The 14407-nt window shown below is 69.7% G+C and carries 13 protein-coding genes; 8 read left to right on the top strand and 5 right to left on the bottom strand.

The window, feature by feature from the left end; all coding sequences use genetic code 11:
- Positions 1 to 59: 59 nt before the first annotated feature.
- Both ACIBH4_RS00065 and ACIBH4_RS00060 read right to left on the bottom strand, forming a co-directional pair.
- Positions 60 to 314 (bottom strand): acyl carrier protein, encoded by a 255-nt coding sequence (locus ACIBH4_RS00065; RefSeq protein WP_350949577.1) that lies wholly within the window; start codon positions 312 to 314, stop codon positions 60 to 62.
- Between the two features lie 64 nt (positions 315 to 378).
- Positions 379 to 1653 (bottom strand): beta-ketoacyl-[acyl-carrier-protein] synthase family protein, encoded by a 1275-nt coding sequence (locus tag ACIBH4_RS00060; RefSeq protein ID WP_362509184.1) that lies wholly within the window; start codon positions 1651 to 1653, stop codon positions 379 to 381.
- 674 nt (positions 1654 to 2327) lie between these two features.
- Here ACIBH4_RS00060 and ACIBH4_RS00055 point away from each other — a divergent pair.
- On the top strand, positions 2328 to 4514 hold the full coding sequence (locus tag ACIBH4_RS00055; RefSeq protein ID WP_364236440.1) for a BTAD domain-containing putative transcriptional regulator: 2187 nt from the start codon (positions 2328 to 2330) through the stop codon (positions 4512 to 4514).
- On the opposite strand, the gene ACIBH4_RS00050 is transcribed toward ACIBH4_RS00055, so the two are convergent.
- Entirely contained in the window at positions 4460 to 5173 is a 714-nt protein-coding gene (locus ACIBH4_RS00050; RefSeq protein ID WP_362509187.1) for a class I SAM-dependent methyltransferase, read from the bottom strand. The genes ACIBH4_RS00055 and ACIBH4_RS00050 overlap by 55 nt on opposite strands.
- 13 nt (positions 5174 to 5186) lie before the next feature.
- Positions 5187 to 6497: an activator-dependent family glycosyltransferase gene (locus ACIBH4_RS00045; protein ID WP_362509190.1), complete on the bottom strand. Its 1311-nt coding sequence runs from the start codon at positions 6495 to 6497 to the stop codon at positions 5187 to 5189.
- Positions 6498 to 6698: 201 nt separating this feature from the next.
- On the opposite strand from ACIBH4_RS00045, the gene rfbA reads away from it, so the two are divergent.
- From rfbA to ACIBH4_RS00010, 7 genes are all read left to right on the top strand, one after another.
- A complete protein-coding gene (gene rfbA / locus ACIBH4_RS00040) occupies positions 6699 to 7571 on the top strand; it encodes a glucose-1-phosphate thymidylyltransferase RfbA (protein ID WP_362509193.1) in 873 nt (290 codons plus the stop codon).
- 22 nt (positions 7572 to 7593) lie between these two features.
- Positions 7594 to 8625: a dTDP-glucose 4,6-dehydratase gene (gene rfbB / locus ACIBH4_RS00035; protein WP_362509196.1), complete on the top strand. Its 1032-nt coding sequence runs from the start codon at positions 7594 to 7596 to the stop codon at positions 8623 to 8625.
- A gap of 340 nt (positions 8626 to 8965) precedes the next feature.
- Positions 8966 to 9760, top strand: a complete 795-nt coding sequence (locus tag ACIBH4_RS00030; protein WP_362509199.1) for an NAD-dependent epimerase/dehydratase family protein — start codon at positions 8966 to 8968, stop codon at positions 9758 to 9760.
- Positions 9761 to 9788: 28 nt separating this feature from the next.
- On the top strand, positions 9789 to 10829 hold the full coding sequence (locus ACIBH4_RS00025; protein WP_362509202.1) for a ketoacyl-ACP synthase III family protein: 1041 nt from the start codon (positions 9789 to 9791) through the stop codon (positions 10827 to 10829).
- 31 nt (positions 10830 to 10860) lie between these two features.
- Positions 10861 to 12051 carry an acyl-CoA dehydrogenase family protein gene (locus ACIBH4_RS00020; protein ID WP_362768342.1) on the top strand — a complete coding sequence of 397 codons (1191 nt, stop codon included), beginning with the start codon at positions 10861 to 10863 and terminating at the stop codon, positions 12049 to 12051.
- On the top strand, positions 12048 to 13535 hold the full coding sequence (locus ACIBH4_RS00015; RefSeq protein ID WP_362768345.1) for an amino acid adenylation domain-containing protein: 1488 nt from the start codon (positions 12048 to 12050) through the stop codon (positions 13533 to 13535). Before ACIBH4_RS00020 ends, ACIBH4_RS00015 begins: the two co-directional genes overlap by 4 nt.
- Before the next feature lie 14 nt (positions 13536 to 13549).
- A complete protein-coding gene (locus ACIBH4_RS00010) occupies positions 13550 to 13813 on the top strand; it encodes a phosphopantetheine-binding protein (RefSeq protein WP_362509211.1) in 264 nt (87 codons plus the stop codon).
- 117 nt (positions 13814 to 13930) lie between these two features.
- Here the strand turns inward: ACIBH4_RS00010 and ACIBH4_RS00005 are convergent.
- Positions 13931 to 14407: nucleotide disphospho-sugar-binding domain-containing protein (locus tag ACIBH4_RS00005; RefSeq protein ID WP_362768348.1), on the bottom strand; the 477-nt coding region annotated here is incomplete at its 5' end.

Below are 14407 nucleotides of genomic sequence, written 5' to 3'. Positions count from 1 at the left end.
TTCATGGAAAACGGCATCGGCGGGCACGACGCCGCCGTGTTCGGGAACTCGTTGCGCGGTCAATTCGACCCCGCGGAGAGTTCGACGAAGTCAAGGAAGTCCTGGACCGTCCTTATGCGCGCCAGATCCTCTTCCGGAATCTCCACCCCGGTCTGCTCCTGCATGGAGAAGGCGACCTCGACGACGGCCAGAGAATCGAGCGCGAGGTCGTCGGTGAACGACTTGTCCGGCAATACCCTCTCAGCGGGCACGCCTGCGACCCTCTCCACGATATCGGCCAAATTCGAGAGCATTTCCTGTTGCTTGGTAGACATTTTCTGAAATCCCTTCACGGTCACACCGGACGGCTTTTCCGACTTTTCACGCCGGTCAGAGTGATCAGTCCCGCCAGCGGCGCAGGACCAGAACCGCGTTGTGGCCGCCGAATCCGAAGGAGTTGCTGACGGCCACGTCGGCCGCGTGCTCCTGAGCCCGGTGCGCGACGAAGTTCATCTCCGGGTCCTCCGGGTCGTCGCAGTTGACGGTGGGCGGGACGATCCCGGTGCGTACGGCCTCCATCGCGATCATCGCCTCGACGGCGCCGGCCGCCCCCAGCATGTGACCCGTCATGCTCTTCGTCGAACTCACCGGCACGGACGTGGCCCGCTCGGCGAACACCCGGCGGATCACCTTGATCTCGGCGGTGTCGTTCATCCGGGTCCCGGTGCCGTGCGCGTTGACGTAGCCGACCTCGGCGGGGGTGACGCCCGCGTCCCGGAGCGCGAGACGCACCGCCCGCTCGACGGCTACCCCCTCCGGATGCGGGCTGGTCAGGTTGTGCGCGTCCGTGGTGGCCGCGTACCCCGCCACCTCGCCGTACACGCGGGCCTGGCGCGCGAGGGCGTGTTCCTCGCTCTCCAGCACCAGGATCCCGGCGCCCGCGCTCATCACGAACCCGTCGCGACCGGTGTCGAACGGCCTGCTGGCGGCGCGCGGGTCTCCGGAGCGACGCGACAGCGCCCTCGCCCTGGCCGCGGCGGCGATGTCGAAGGGGGTGATGGTGTCGTCGGCGCCCCCCGCCAGGACGACGTCCGCCTCACCGAGCCGGATCAGCCGCATCGCCTCGCCGACACAGGTCGCCCCGGTCGCGCAGGCGGTCGCCGTGCAGGCGGCGGGCCCCTGCGCGCCGACGTGCAGGGCCACCTCGGAGGCGACCGTGACGACGCCCGTGGAGGTGAAGGTGTACGGGCTCAGCGCCATGAACCCGCGCTCGGCGAACGCGGCGCCGGCGTCCACGACGGCGGCGCTCGCGCCGCAGGCCGTGCCCACCGTCACCCCGAGCCTCGGCGCGAGCGTGGCGTCGACGTCGAGCTTGGCGTCCCTCAGCGCGAGGGTGGCGGCGACCAGGGCGAGGTGCGCCGGTCTCGTGGTGCGGCGCACCAGCGAGGCCGGGAGCCACACCCCGGGGTCGAAGTCCAGGACCTGGCCGCCGATGCCCACCGGGAGCCCCGAGGTGTCAATTCCAGAAAGCTCGCGAATACCGCTTCCGCCCTGGATCAGATTCGACCACGCGGTTTCCCAGCCCACCCCGAACGGGGAAATGACTCCGTAACCGGTGACGACCACCCTCTTGAGCGGCGCACCTCGCGGAGAACGAATGTCGTCGATGACCACCAGCGCCTCACCGGGAAGTTCGGGAATCCGATGCCGGGCTCGACGGTAACCGAGACCAGTGGATTCGTCACCGCCTCGGATACGCTTTTCACGTACGAGCGGCGAAAAATCTCCTATTACACCGAGGTGCCGTCTCACAAGACCTGGGCGGGTTTTCCCGGGCGGCGGGGGCGGGGCCGTCTGCGGTTTCCCGCCCGCTTCCCGTCTTGTTTTCCCGGATAATTCCCGCCACTCCCCGCATGTTCTCGGCCCGCACCCTCGGCGTCCTCTCGGCGTCCCCCCAGCGCCCCCTCGATCACCCACTTCGCGCCCGCACCCCGGCCGCGCGGCCATGTCCCGGACGCTCCGCGTCCGCACCCGTCCCGCGACGCCGGGATGAGCGAGATCGCTCCCGGGCGGCGTGCCCGTCCTACGGTCCTTCGCCTGGCATGACACGATGTCCCGCCAGCGAGACATCTGTTTACGGGATTGACCTGAGTTCGTCGAGGGACCCCTGTGACGCAGGTAACAATAGTGTCACCCGAGGAACCTCCCTTGCCGACCCTTCGTTTCCACAGATATGGCTATATGCGTAGGTCCAACCGTTTGATCCTGAGCGCACACTCAGGAGGGCCTTTCATCGCGTCTCTAGGCGGGCTGAGACTGGGAGAGCGTTGTTGAACGACCTGGTACAGGTGCACCTTCTCGGGCCGGTGCGTGCAACACGGGGTGATCACGAACTTGACCTGGGGTCTCCGACCCAGCGAGCGCTGTTTGCGGCACTGGCCACGCGTCCCAGAGCCACTCTCAGCCGACAGGAGTTAATCAATGCGGTATGGGGACCAAATCCCCCCACAACTGTCGAAAGCAGCATCTACACCTATATAGCCCGTCTTCGACGTACTTTTGAGCCGAAAAGGCCACGAAGGGCACCCTCCGGGCTCCTGGTCGCCGACGCCAACGGCTATCTGCTCCAGCTCGACGCCCACAAGATAGACGTCCAGGTCTTCGAGAAGCATCTGGAGGACGTACGAGAGCTTCAACGATCGGGCCCCTGGCCCGAGGCGGTGAAGAGGCTGGACGCGGCGCTCGCCCTGTGGCGCGGGCCGGCGTTCGGTGGCGCGGTCGGCCCTCTCGCCGACACCGAGCGGATCCGCCTGGACGAGCTGCGCGTCACCGCCATCGAGGACCGCGCGCAGCTCCTGCTGGAGGCCGACCGCGCCACCGAGATCATCAGTGATCTCTCCAGCCTCGTCAGGACCCATCCCATGCGGGAGCGGCTCCACCACCTGCTCATGGTGGCCCACTACCGCTGCGGGCGCCGGGCGGACGCGCTGAAGCAGTTCCACAGCGTGCGGCGCCTGCTCATCAGGGAGCTGGGCATCGAGCCCGGCGAGGACCTGCGCAGGTGCCACGACCAGATCCTGAACGGCACCCTCCGCTCCCCCGCCCCGGCCCCCGACTCCCCGGTGACGCTCTCCTCCCCCGACAACGCCCTCCCGCCGGCGTTCGCACCGCCCCCCGCCCAGCTGCCCCGCGACATCCCCGGATTCACCGGCCGGTCCAAGGAGCTGGAACGGCTGGAGGGGTTCGTCGCGGCGGCCGACCGCCTGGACGAGGCCGGACTCATCCTGATCAGCGGCGCTCCCGGGGTGGGCAAGTCGGCGCTCGCCCTGCGCTTCGCCCGCGGTCTGACCGAGCGTTTCGACGGAGGCCAGCTCCACCTGGACCTGCGGGGCTTCTCCAACACGGCCCAGCCGATGATGCCGGCCGAAGCCCTCGACCACCTGCTGGCCGGGCTGGGAAGCACTCCCAAACCCTCCGAAGGCCTCCAGGTCCGCTCCAGCCGCTACCGGAGCCTGGTGGCGGGAAAGCGGATCCTCATCGTGCTGGACAACGCCAGGTCGGCCGAGCAGGTGCGTCCGCTGCTCCCCGGCGACCCGTCGTGCCTGGTGCTGGTCACGAGCAGGAACAGGCTGTCGGGACTCACCACCCGCGACGGCGCCCTCAGGATGACGCTTGACCTCATGCCGAAGGAGGACGCGGCCACCTTGGTGAGGCACGTCATCAGGCAGGCGAACGGGTACGCGGAGCATCCCCTCGTCCACGGGCTCTGCCAGGTCGGCGACCACCTGCCGATCGCCCTGCGGATCGCGGCGGAGCGGATGACGAGCCGTTTTCACGGCGGGCTCACCAGCGTCGGCCAGACGCCGCCGGGACGCGAGGACCTGCTGGAGAGCCAGGACATCGAGTGCGACGAGCAGTCGTCCATGCGTTCGGTGTTCTCCTCCTCCTACCTGGCGCTGCCCAACGACGCCGCGGAGATGTTCCGCCTCATGAGCCTGCACGAAGGCCCGACGTTCGACCTGACGACGGCCGCCGTCATGGCGGACGTCGACGTCCACCGGGCGAGGCAGAGCGTCGACTACCTACTGAGCGGGCACCTGCTGAGGATCACGCCGGACAACCGGCTCCGGTTCCACGACGGCATGCTGCGCGCGTACGCCAAGGACCGCGCCGTGGCCGAGATGCCCTACCAGACGAGGCGGGCCGCCGTCTCGCGGCTCCTCGGCCACTACGTGCGGACCGCGGACACCGCGCTGCGCCTGCTGTATCCGGGGCGCTGTCCCGTCATCCCACCCCTCCCCGCGCCCGAGGGGGTGCCGCGCCTGCGCTTCGAATGCCCCGAGCAGGCGAGGAACTGGATGGAGACGGAACTTCCCAACCTCACCGTCGCCGCGCGGCAGGCGCAGGTCTACGGCGTGTCCCACGCCAAGGAACGGCTCCCGCCCCTCATCCAGAACTTCCTGCACGCCCGGCCGGAAAGTCATACGAGCGTTCCGGCGAACAGCCCGCGTCCAGAGGGGCCGCCCTCGATGTAGTCCACCCGCAGTTTCGCCCTGGTGAAGGCGTCCTCGTACTGCTCCCGGGTGAACAGGGTGTTCACGTGGGTGACGGTGAAGTGCCGGACGGGGGTGGCCGCGTCGGCCACCACGTAGTGGACCTCCATCACGCTCGCGTCGCCCTCGCGCACCGTACGCGAGACCCTGGCGAGAGTGCGCCCCTCCACGGTGACCACGTCCCCGGCCACGTAGCCGGGAAGGAACCGCTCGGGAAACCACCACGGCTCGACGACGAGAACCCCGCCGGGTACCAGATGGGCCGCCATCCGCCCGATCGCCGCCGCGAGCTCCCGCTCGTCTCGCATGTAGGCGATGGAGCTGAACATGCAGGTGACCGCGTCGAAGGCACGGCCGAGCGCGAAGTCGCGCATGTCGCCCTCGTGCGCGACGACCCCGGGGATCCTCGTCCTCGCCACGGCCAGCATGTCCGCCGACAGCTCCAGCCCCTCGACGTGGTCGAAGAGTTCGGCGAAGAACCTCAGGTGCGACCCGGTCCCGCACGCCACGTCCAGCAGTGAGGCGGCCGCGGGGAGCCGTTCGCGGATCAGCTCCGCGACGGTCGCCGCCTCGGCCTCGTAGTCCTTGCCCCGCCCCGCGTAGATCGCGTCGTAGACGTCCGCCAGCTCGGCCTCGTACATGATCCTCCCCTTTTCAGCGGCCGGCGGCCGGGACCGCGGCACGGTAGGTCTCGACGAGGGCCTCGATGCCGGCCGCCACCTCCGCGGGGGCCGGCATCGCGTTCATCTCGTCGCGGATCCTGCGCGACTCCTCGGCGAAGGACGGCTCTTCGAGCAGCCGCAGGAGCGCCTGCCGCACGCCGGCGCCGGTCGCCTCACTGCTGTGCATCGTCAGGCCCGCCCCCTGCTCGGCGAGGTAGCGCGCCCGCAGCGGCTCGTCGAACAGGTTGGGCAGGACGAGCTGGGGGACCCCGCTCGCCAGTGTCGTGAAGAACGTGCCGCTCCCGCCGTGGTCGATCACCGCCGTACAGGTCGGCAGCAGCGCGTGCAGGGGGACGAAGCTCACCAGCCTCACGTTGTCCGGCACCCGTTCCAACTGTGCCTGGTGGTGCTCCGGCAGGGTGGCGACGATCTCCACGTCGAGGTCGGCGAGCCCGTCGAGGATCTCCTGGACCGGCACCAGATACCCGTCCAGGTTCTCCGCCGAGGTGGTCCCCAGCGTCAGGCAGACACGCGGCCGCTCGGGCGCGACACGCAGCCAGGGCGGAATCACCGCGCGGTCGTTGTACGGGATGAACCGGACCGGGACACGGTGCGGCTCCGGCCCCGCGGCCGGGTCGGGCGGCAACTCCAGGGAGGGCGGCGTGTAGTCGATGGTGAAATGACCGGTGGTCATCTCCTCGGAGAACTCCACGCCGAACCTGCGGCCGTGCGCGGCGATCCACGCCTGCAGCATGTCCTCCCGCTCCTGCGGCGGCTGCTCCGCCTTCGCCCGCAGGTAGTGGCCGCGCATCCGGCCGAACAGGTCCAGGCTCCACATGAACCGCGCGTGGACCGCTCCGCACGCCTTCGCCGCGATCGGCCCGGCGTAGGTCACCGGCTCCCAGATGACCAGGTCGGGCTCCCACTTCCGGCAGTACTCGGTGAGCCCGTCGATCATGGGTTCGTTGACCAGGCGGCACCACCAGGGAACGAACTGGGCGTATCCCCGCTTGAAGTGCTCCCAGGTGAGCTGCTCGGGGTGGTCGTCCGCCATGTCGAAGAAGGGCACCGCCCTCTTGTGCTTCTTACGGGGGTCGAAGAAGCCGAACGCCCGGTTGGCCCGCCACAGGCTGTGGTCCCTGCCCACCGGCACCGCGGTCAGCCCCGACCGGGTGATCACGTCGGTCAGGTCCGGTTGGCTCGCGACCCGCACCTCGTGCCCCTCGGCCTGCAGCGCCCACGCCAGCGGAACCATGACCAGGAAATGCGACTTCTCAGCGTAGGTTGCGAACAGAATACGCATACTCGTCCTTCCGGGCGCGCGAACGCGGAGTGGCGAAGGCCGTGCCCGTCTCGACAGGTTTCCGAGGGGACACACTCCAACCCCTATCACATTTGTTCCGCCAAAAGGCAATACCATTTTGCGGGACGGCGGGGGTTGATTTCCTGAGGAGCTCGAACAGTAGTCTCAGGCACCGCCGCAGACAAAAACGCAGGAGCTCCGATGAAAGGCATAGTCCTTGCCGGAGGAAACGGGACGCGTTTGCATCCGCTGACCCTCGCGACCTCCAAGCAGTTGCTTCCCATCTACGACAAGCCGATGATTTACTATCCCATCGCGGTGCTGATGCTGGCACAGATACGCGACATCCTCATTATTTCCACGCCGGACACCCTTCCGTCACTGCACGCACTTCTGGGTGACGGGTCGCACGTGGGGGTGAACTTCACCTACGTGCCGCAACAGGAACCGCGGGGCATCGCGGAGGCGTTTCTGCTGGGCGACTCGCACATCGACGGGGATCCCTGCGCGCTCGTGCTGGGAGACAATCTCTTTCACGGCGCGGGCTTTCCCGACCTGCTGCGCAGGGCCCGGGAGGAGCTGGACGGCTGCGTCATGTTCGGCTACCCGGTGAGCGATCCCGAGCGGTACGGCATCGGGGAGCTCGACGCCGAGGGCAGGCTGGTCTCCATCGAGGAGAAGCCGAGCGTCCCCCGTTCCGACCAGGCCATCACCGGCCTGTACTTCTACGACAAGCAGGTCGTGGACATCGCCAGGGAGCAGCGCCCCTCGGGCCGCGGCGAGCTGGAGATCACCGACGTCAACCGGGTCTACCTGGAGCAGGGCAAGGCGAGACTGCTGCCCCTGGGACGGGGCTTCACCTGGCTGGACGCCGGGACGCACCAGTCCCTGCTCGAGGCGAGCCAGTACGTGCAGATCCTCGAACGCCGCCAGGGGGTGCGGGTCGCCTGCCTGGAGGAGATCGCCCTGCGCATGGGATTCATCGACGCCGAGGCGTGCTACCACCGGGGCACCGAGATGAGGCAGTCGGCATACGGCCAGTACGTCATGGACATCGCTCGATCACTCGCGTGACTGACAGCAAAGGTGCAGGCAAATGCGGATCTTGGTCACTGGCGGTGCCGGATTCATCGGCTCGAACTTCGTCCGGCGCACGCTCTCCGGCGCCTACGAGGGGTTCGAGGACGTCCGGGTCGTCATCGTGGACAAGCTGACCTACGCGGGAACCATGGAGAGCCTGTCCACCGTCGTCGACGACCCCCGGCTGGAGTTCGTCGAAGGGGACATCTGCGACGCCTCGCTGATGTCCCGGGTGATGAAGGGCGTCTCCCTCGTCGTGCACTTCGCCGCCGAGACCCATGTCGACCGGTCGATCGACAGCGGCGCCGACTTCGTCGCGACCAACGTGGTGGGCACCCAGACGCTGCTTGAGGCCTCCCTGCGCGCCGGGGTGGGGAAGTTCGTGCTCGTCTCCACGGACGAGGTCTACGGGTCCATCGAGTCGGGCTCGTGGGTGGAGAGCCATCCGCTGGAGCCCAACTCCCCCTACTCCGCCTCGAAGGCGGCGGCCGACCTGCTGGCGCGGGCGTTCTCCCGGACCTACCGCTTCCCCGTCTCGATCACCCGCTGCCCCAACAACTACGGCCCCTACCAGTTCCCCGAGAAGGTGATCCCGCTGTTCGTCACCAACCTCCTGGACGGGGAGCACGTGCCGTTGTACGGCGACGGCCTGCACGTGCGCGAGTGGACGCACGTCGACGACCACTGCCGGGGGATCGCCCTGGTCGCCTGGAAGGGCAGGCCCGGCGAGATCTACAACATCGGGGGCAACGCCGAGCTGACGAACCGGGAGCTGACGCGGGCGCTGCTGGACATCGCCGGAGCGGACTGGTCCATGGTCAGGCAGGTGGAGGACCGCCCGGGGCACGACCGCCGCTACTCGGTCGACAGCTCGAAGATCACCGCCGAGCTGGGCTACCGGCCGCTCACCCCCTTCGCGGAGGGTCTGGCGGCGACGGCTCGCTGGTACGCGGACAATCGCAGCTGGTGGGAGCCGTTGAAGAAGGAGAGGGCCGTCTCGGTCGCCGCGGCCCCCGGGCCCGGCGCGGGCGTGCCGGCCGGCCCGTGACCCGGCGCGAAGGCGCACGACCGCGCCATCCGAGTCCCGGCGCGAGGTCGCACCGCAGCGTACCCCCGGCACCCCCGGCACCCGGTGCGAAGACCCACCGGGGCGCGCACTCCGGGACCCCGCGGGAACCACTTCAGGTAACGCCCCCGGCACGCGATCCGAAGCGCGGCGAAGGCCGCGGAATTCCCATTGAGCGCCCCGGAACCCGTACCTGTCTCGCTGGCGGGACAAACCGCCCTCCGACCGGGGGGAGCGGGGAGCTTTCTTATTACACGCGTCGCTATATGGTGACGAACGGAACCGATACGTTAACCTCCAGAGCTGGAAAGCGGTGCTGGGAATGGAGATCATCGGAAATGGCTTTCTCGCGAGACATCTGCGGCCGATCAGCGACGCACACCCGGAGATGACGATTCTCGCCGCCGGTGTGTCTCTGTGGAAGAATTCCGATTCCGACTACGAACGGGAAACCGCTCTGGTCGAGGAGACGATCGTAAAGAGCCTTCGCCAGGACCGGATACTCGTCTTTTTCTCGACCGCCTCGATGAGCATGTACGGCGGTCCCGGCTGCCGCGGCCGCGAGGACGAACCCGTGGAACCCGTGACCCCGTACGGATGGCACAAGCTCGCGCTGGAGCGGCGGATCCAGGACTCCGGGGTACGCCACCTCATCCTGCGGCTCGGCTATGTCGTCGGCCCCCACGTCCCGGCGAACCGGTTGATCCCTTCTCTCATCGAGCAGATCCGCTCCGACAACCTCACGATGTACCGCAGCGCGCGCAGGGATCTGATCGACATCACCGACTGGGTGCGGGTCATCGACATGCTGCTGGCCGAACGGATCACCCAGGAGGTGGTCAACATCGCCACCGGTGAGTCCGTGCCGATCAAGCTGATCGTCGACCATCTCGAGTCGCGCCTGGGCGTCACGGCCCGCAGGCAGATCATCGACGAGGGCACGTCACATCACATATCCGTGGAGAAGCTGCGGAGGCTGGTGCCCGCGGTGAAGGAGATGGACTTCGGTCCCGATTACCACAGGACCGTGATCGACCGCTATCTGGAGGCGACCTCCCAGCTGCGGGACGGGTCACCGGAGTTGCGGCCCACCGGCCCCTCGCGCCGGTCGGCGTGAGGAGGCGGGCGAGCAGAAAGGTACGCCATTGCGCACACCGGAGGTCTTCGTCAGGGGGATCGGCGCGTTCGTCCCCCCGACGGTAAGCGTGGAGTCGGCGGTCGCCGACGGGTTGTGCTCCGTCGAGCACGCCAAGGTCCACGACATGCTGGGGGCGGCGGTCGCCGGTGACATCCCCGCTCCCGAGATGGCGCTGCGGGCGGCGCGGCAGGCGATCGGACGCGGCGGGGCCGACGCCGGCGACCTCGGGCTGCTGCTGTACGCCGATGTCTGGCACCAGGGCCCCGACGGCTGGTCACCGCAGTACTACCTGCAGCGCCATCTCGTCGGCGGCGACCTGCTCGCCCTTGAGGTGCGTCAGGGGTGCAACGGCGTGCTCAGTGCCCTGGAGCTGGCCGGGGGGTTCATGGCGGGCGATCCGCGCGGGCGCGACGCGCTGATCGTCACAGCCGACAACTTCGGCACCGCCCGGATGGACCGGTGGTGCTCGGGCCCCGACTTCGTACTCGGCGACGCGGGAAGCGCCGTGGTCCTCAGCCGCGAGACCGGCTTCGCCCGGCTGCTCTCGGTGAGCTCGATCTCCGTCCCCGAGGCCGAGGAACTGCACCGCGCGGGCACTCCCCTCTTCCCTCCGAGCGCCACCACCGGTGAGGCCGTCGACTTCAGCGCGCGTGCCGAGGAGTTCGGCCGCATGTGCTCCGTCGACGGCGACCTGGCGCTCGCCTGGGTCATCGTGCAGCAGCGGATGATGCGGGTCCTCGGCCGCACCCTGTCCGAGGCCGGCATCACGGCGAACGATCTCACCCGCACCGTGTTCACCAGCCTCTCCCCCGAGGCCGTCGAGCACCGCTGGATGTCGGTCCTCCGCATGCCCATGTCGAAGTCCAGCTGGGACTACGCCAGGACCGTCGGCCATCTCGGCGCGAGCGACCACCTCGTCTCCCTGGACCACCTGCTGTCGACCGGGCAGCTCGGCCCCGGCGACCACGTGCTCCTGGGGGGCATCGGTCCCGGCGTCACCATCTCGTGCGCGGTCCTGGAGATCCTCAGCACTCCCCCGTGGATCTAGGGGGAGCCGTCTCTGAAGGGAAGGACGGTTCATGGAGTTCGGTCTCACCGGCGCGCGCGGCGAGCGGCGCGACGCGATGTTCGACGGCGCGCGCAAGCGCCTCCACGACGCGTCGGAGTCATCATTCGAGTCACCGTCTGAGTCACCGTCTGAGTCACCGTCTGAGTCACCGTCGCGGCCGTTCACCCGCGAGCGCTGGCGCGCCGCCGCCGGACTGGGCGCCACCGGCCTGTGCCTGCCCGAGCAACACGGCGGCGGCGGCCTCGGAGCCCTGGACACCGCGCTGTGCCTGGAGGCCCTGTCCGAGGGGTGCGGCGACACCGGCCTCGCCTTCGCGGTCTCGGCGCACCTGCTGGCCTGCTGCGTCGCGATCCGCGACAACGCCGGCGAGGACGTGCTCGCGGAGCTGCTCCCCGGCCTCGCCTCGGGGGAGCTGATCGCGGCCAACGCGATGACCGAGGACGAGGCCGGATCCGACGTGAGCAGGCTCGCCACCACCGCCCGGCGCGACGGCGACTGCTACGTGCTCGACGGCGTGAAGTCCTTCGCCAGCAACGCCCCGATGGCCGACGTCCTCGTCACGTACGCCGTCACCGACCCCACCCTCGGCTTCCTCGGCATCAGCGCCTTCGCGGTGCCCCGCGACCTTCCGGGAGTCCGGGTGGGCGAGCCGATGGCGAAGATGGGCCTCGACAGCTGCCCGGCGGGGCGGGTGGAGTTCTCCGGGTGCCGGGTCCCCGCCAGGTTCAGGCTCGGCCCCGAGGGCGGGGGAAGCACCGTCTTCCAGGGCTCGATGGCGTGGGAGCGGGCGTGCCTGCCCGCCGTCTACCTCGGGATGATGGAGGAGCAGCTGCGGCGGGCGGTGGAACACGCCCGTGCGCGACGCCAGTTCGGCCGCGCGCTGGGCGACTTCCAGGCGGTCTCGCACCGGCTGGTCACGATGAAGCAGCGGCTGGAGGGAGCCAGGCTCCTGCTTTACCGGGCGTGCTGGGCGCTGGACGAGCAGGAACCCGGCGCCGCCACCGCAGCGGCGCTGTCGAAGATCGCCGTCTCGGAGGCGGCCGTGGCGAGCAGCCTCGACGCGATCCAGATATTCGGCGCCACCGGCTATCTCGGCGCCGCGGGCGTCGAACGCCAGCTGCGCGACGCGGTGCCGAGCACGATCTTCTCCGGTACGACGGAGATACAGCGGGAACTCGTCGCGAGAGGGCTCGGACTGTGAGCCTGCACCGGCTTCTCATCGACAGCGCCTCCCGCTTCCCCGACAACCTGGCCGTCGCGGGCCCGGCGGGCGAGATGCGCTACGCCGAGCTCGACCACCGGGCCGACGCCCTGGCGCACACGCTGTCCCGCGAGGGCGTGCGGCCCGGCGACCGCGTCGTGGTCTGGGCGGAGAAGTCACCGCTCGCCGTCGTGGCGATGCAGGCCGTACTGCGCCTGGGCGCCGCCTACGTGCCGGCCGGCGAGACGACGCCGGTGGCCCGGGTCGCCACCATGGTCCGCGACTGCCGCCCCCGGGCCGTCTGCGGCTCCGGCGACCGGCTGCGGCGACTCGTCAAGGACCTGGAGGCGGACGTGCGCGCCGTGGACCTCGACGAGCACCGGGACGTGCCCGGCGACCGGGTGCGGCCCGTCGACCATCCGGTCGACCCCGACGACCTGGCGTACGTGCTCTACACCTCCGGCTCGACCGGAACTCCCAAGGGGGTGTGCGTCAGCCACCGCGCCGCCCGCGCCTTCGTGGACTGGGCGGCGGCCGAGCTGGACGCGCGGCCGGACGACCGGTTCGCCAACCACGCGCCCTTCACCTTCGACCTGTCGGTGCTCGACCTGTACGCGGCGTTCTCCGCGGGGGCGGCGGTCTGCCCCGTCCCGTCCGAGCTCGCCTACGCCCCCGCCAGGATGGTGGACTTCCTGCACCGCGAGCGCGTCAGCGTCTGGTACTCGGTGCCGTCCGCGCTCACCCTGATGATGCGTGACGGCGGCCTGCTCGACAGGCCCGCGCCCGGCGCGCTGCGGGCACTGCTCTTCGCGGGCGAGCCCTTCCCGATCGCGGGGGTCCGCGACCTGGCGGGCTGGACCCGCGCGCGGCTGCTCAACCTCTACGGCCCGACCGAGACCAACGTCTGCACCTTCCACGAGGTCGTCCCCGGCGACCTGACCCGCGACCGCTCGGTACCCATCGGCCGCGCGGCCTGCGGCGACACGGTTCGGGTGATGCGGCCCGACGGGAGGGAGGCGCGCCCCGGCGAGGAGGGCGAGCTGGTCGTGGAGGGGCCCACCGTGATGCGGGGCTACTGGGGTGCCGCGCCGCAGCGCGGCCCGTACCGCACCGGCGACATGGTGCGGGTGCTCGACGACGGATCGCTCGACTACCTCGGCCGCCGCGACCACATGGTGAAGGTACGCGGCCACCGGGTGGAGCTCGGCGAGGTCGAGGCCGTCCTCGGCGGTCACCCCGAGGTGGCCGACGTCGCCGTGATCGTCGGCGGCGAGGGCCCCGACGCGCGGCTCCACGCGTTCGTGGTACCCGTGCGCGACAGAACGCCGGGCGTGCTGAGCCTCAAGCGGCACAGCGCGGAACGACTCCCGCCCTACATGATCGCCGACGAGTTCCACTTCGTGGGCGAGCTGCCCAGAACCCGCAACGGGAAGATCGACCGGGCCGCGCTGGGCTCGGAGACCACGCCGTACGGCCGACTGTGAAGGAGACGACCACCTTGACCACCACCGACCTGTCCGAGCGGGAGATATCGGAACGCCTGATCGCCTTCATCAGGGAGCGGTTCCTGTCGGGGGATCCGCAGGGAGAGCTGGACGAGGACACCCCGCTGCTGGAGTGGGGGATCCTCAACTCGCTCAACACCGCCATCCTGGTGAGTCACATCCGTGACGAGATGGGGATCGACGTGGCGTTCGAGATGATGGACCCCCGGGCCTTCAAGAGCATCCGCGGCATCGCCTCCGCGCTGCGCCCGCTCTGAACTCCTCTCCGGCCTGCGGGCCCGGGGGTTCTCCCTTCGCGGTCGAGCGGGGGCCGGCTCCTCACGGACCTGCCCCCGGATCCCCACGTCGTGGCCCCGGCCCCGAGGCACGCCGCCTCAGCCGGTCCCTGTGCTGCCGCGGTGCCGGGCGGTGAGCCTTTCCAGCTCGGGGACGAGGTCGTTGGGGGTGGGCATGGCGTGCATCTCCTCGCGGAGCCGTGCGGCGGCGTGGGTGTAGGAGGGGTCGCCGAGCAGGCGCAGCAGGTCCTCGCGCACGCGGGCTCCGGCGGCCTCGCCACCGCGCACCACCAGCCCCGCCCCCAACCCGGCCAGCCGCTCGGCCCGGAGCCCGTCGTCGAACATGAACGGCTCGATCAACTGCGGCACCCCCTGCCCCGCCACGGTGAGGAACGTGCCGCTCCCCCCGTGACTGATCACGGCGGAGCAGGTGGGGGCGAGGGCGTCCAGGGGGACGAAGGAGACCAGGCGGGTGTTGGCCGGGACGTGGTGGAGTTCGGCCTGTTGTTTTTCTGGGAGGGTGGCGATGATCTCGAGGTCGAGGTCGGCAAGGTGGGTGAGGATGTCTTGGACGGG

It is taken from the genome of Streptosporangium sp. NPDC050284 (assembly GCF_044459525.1).
Classification (GTDB): domain Bacteria; phylum Actinomycetota; class Actinomycetes; order Streptosporangiales; family Streptosporangiaceae; genus Streptosporangium.
Note: the sequence above shows the minus strand (reverse complement) of the source record. Positions and strands in the feature narration are given on the sequence as shown.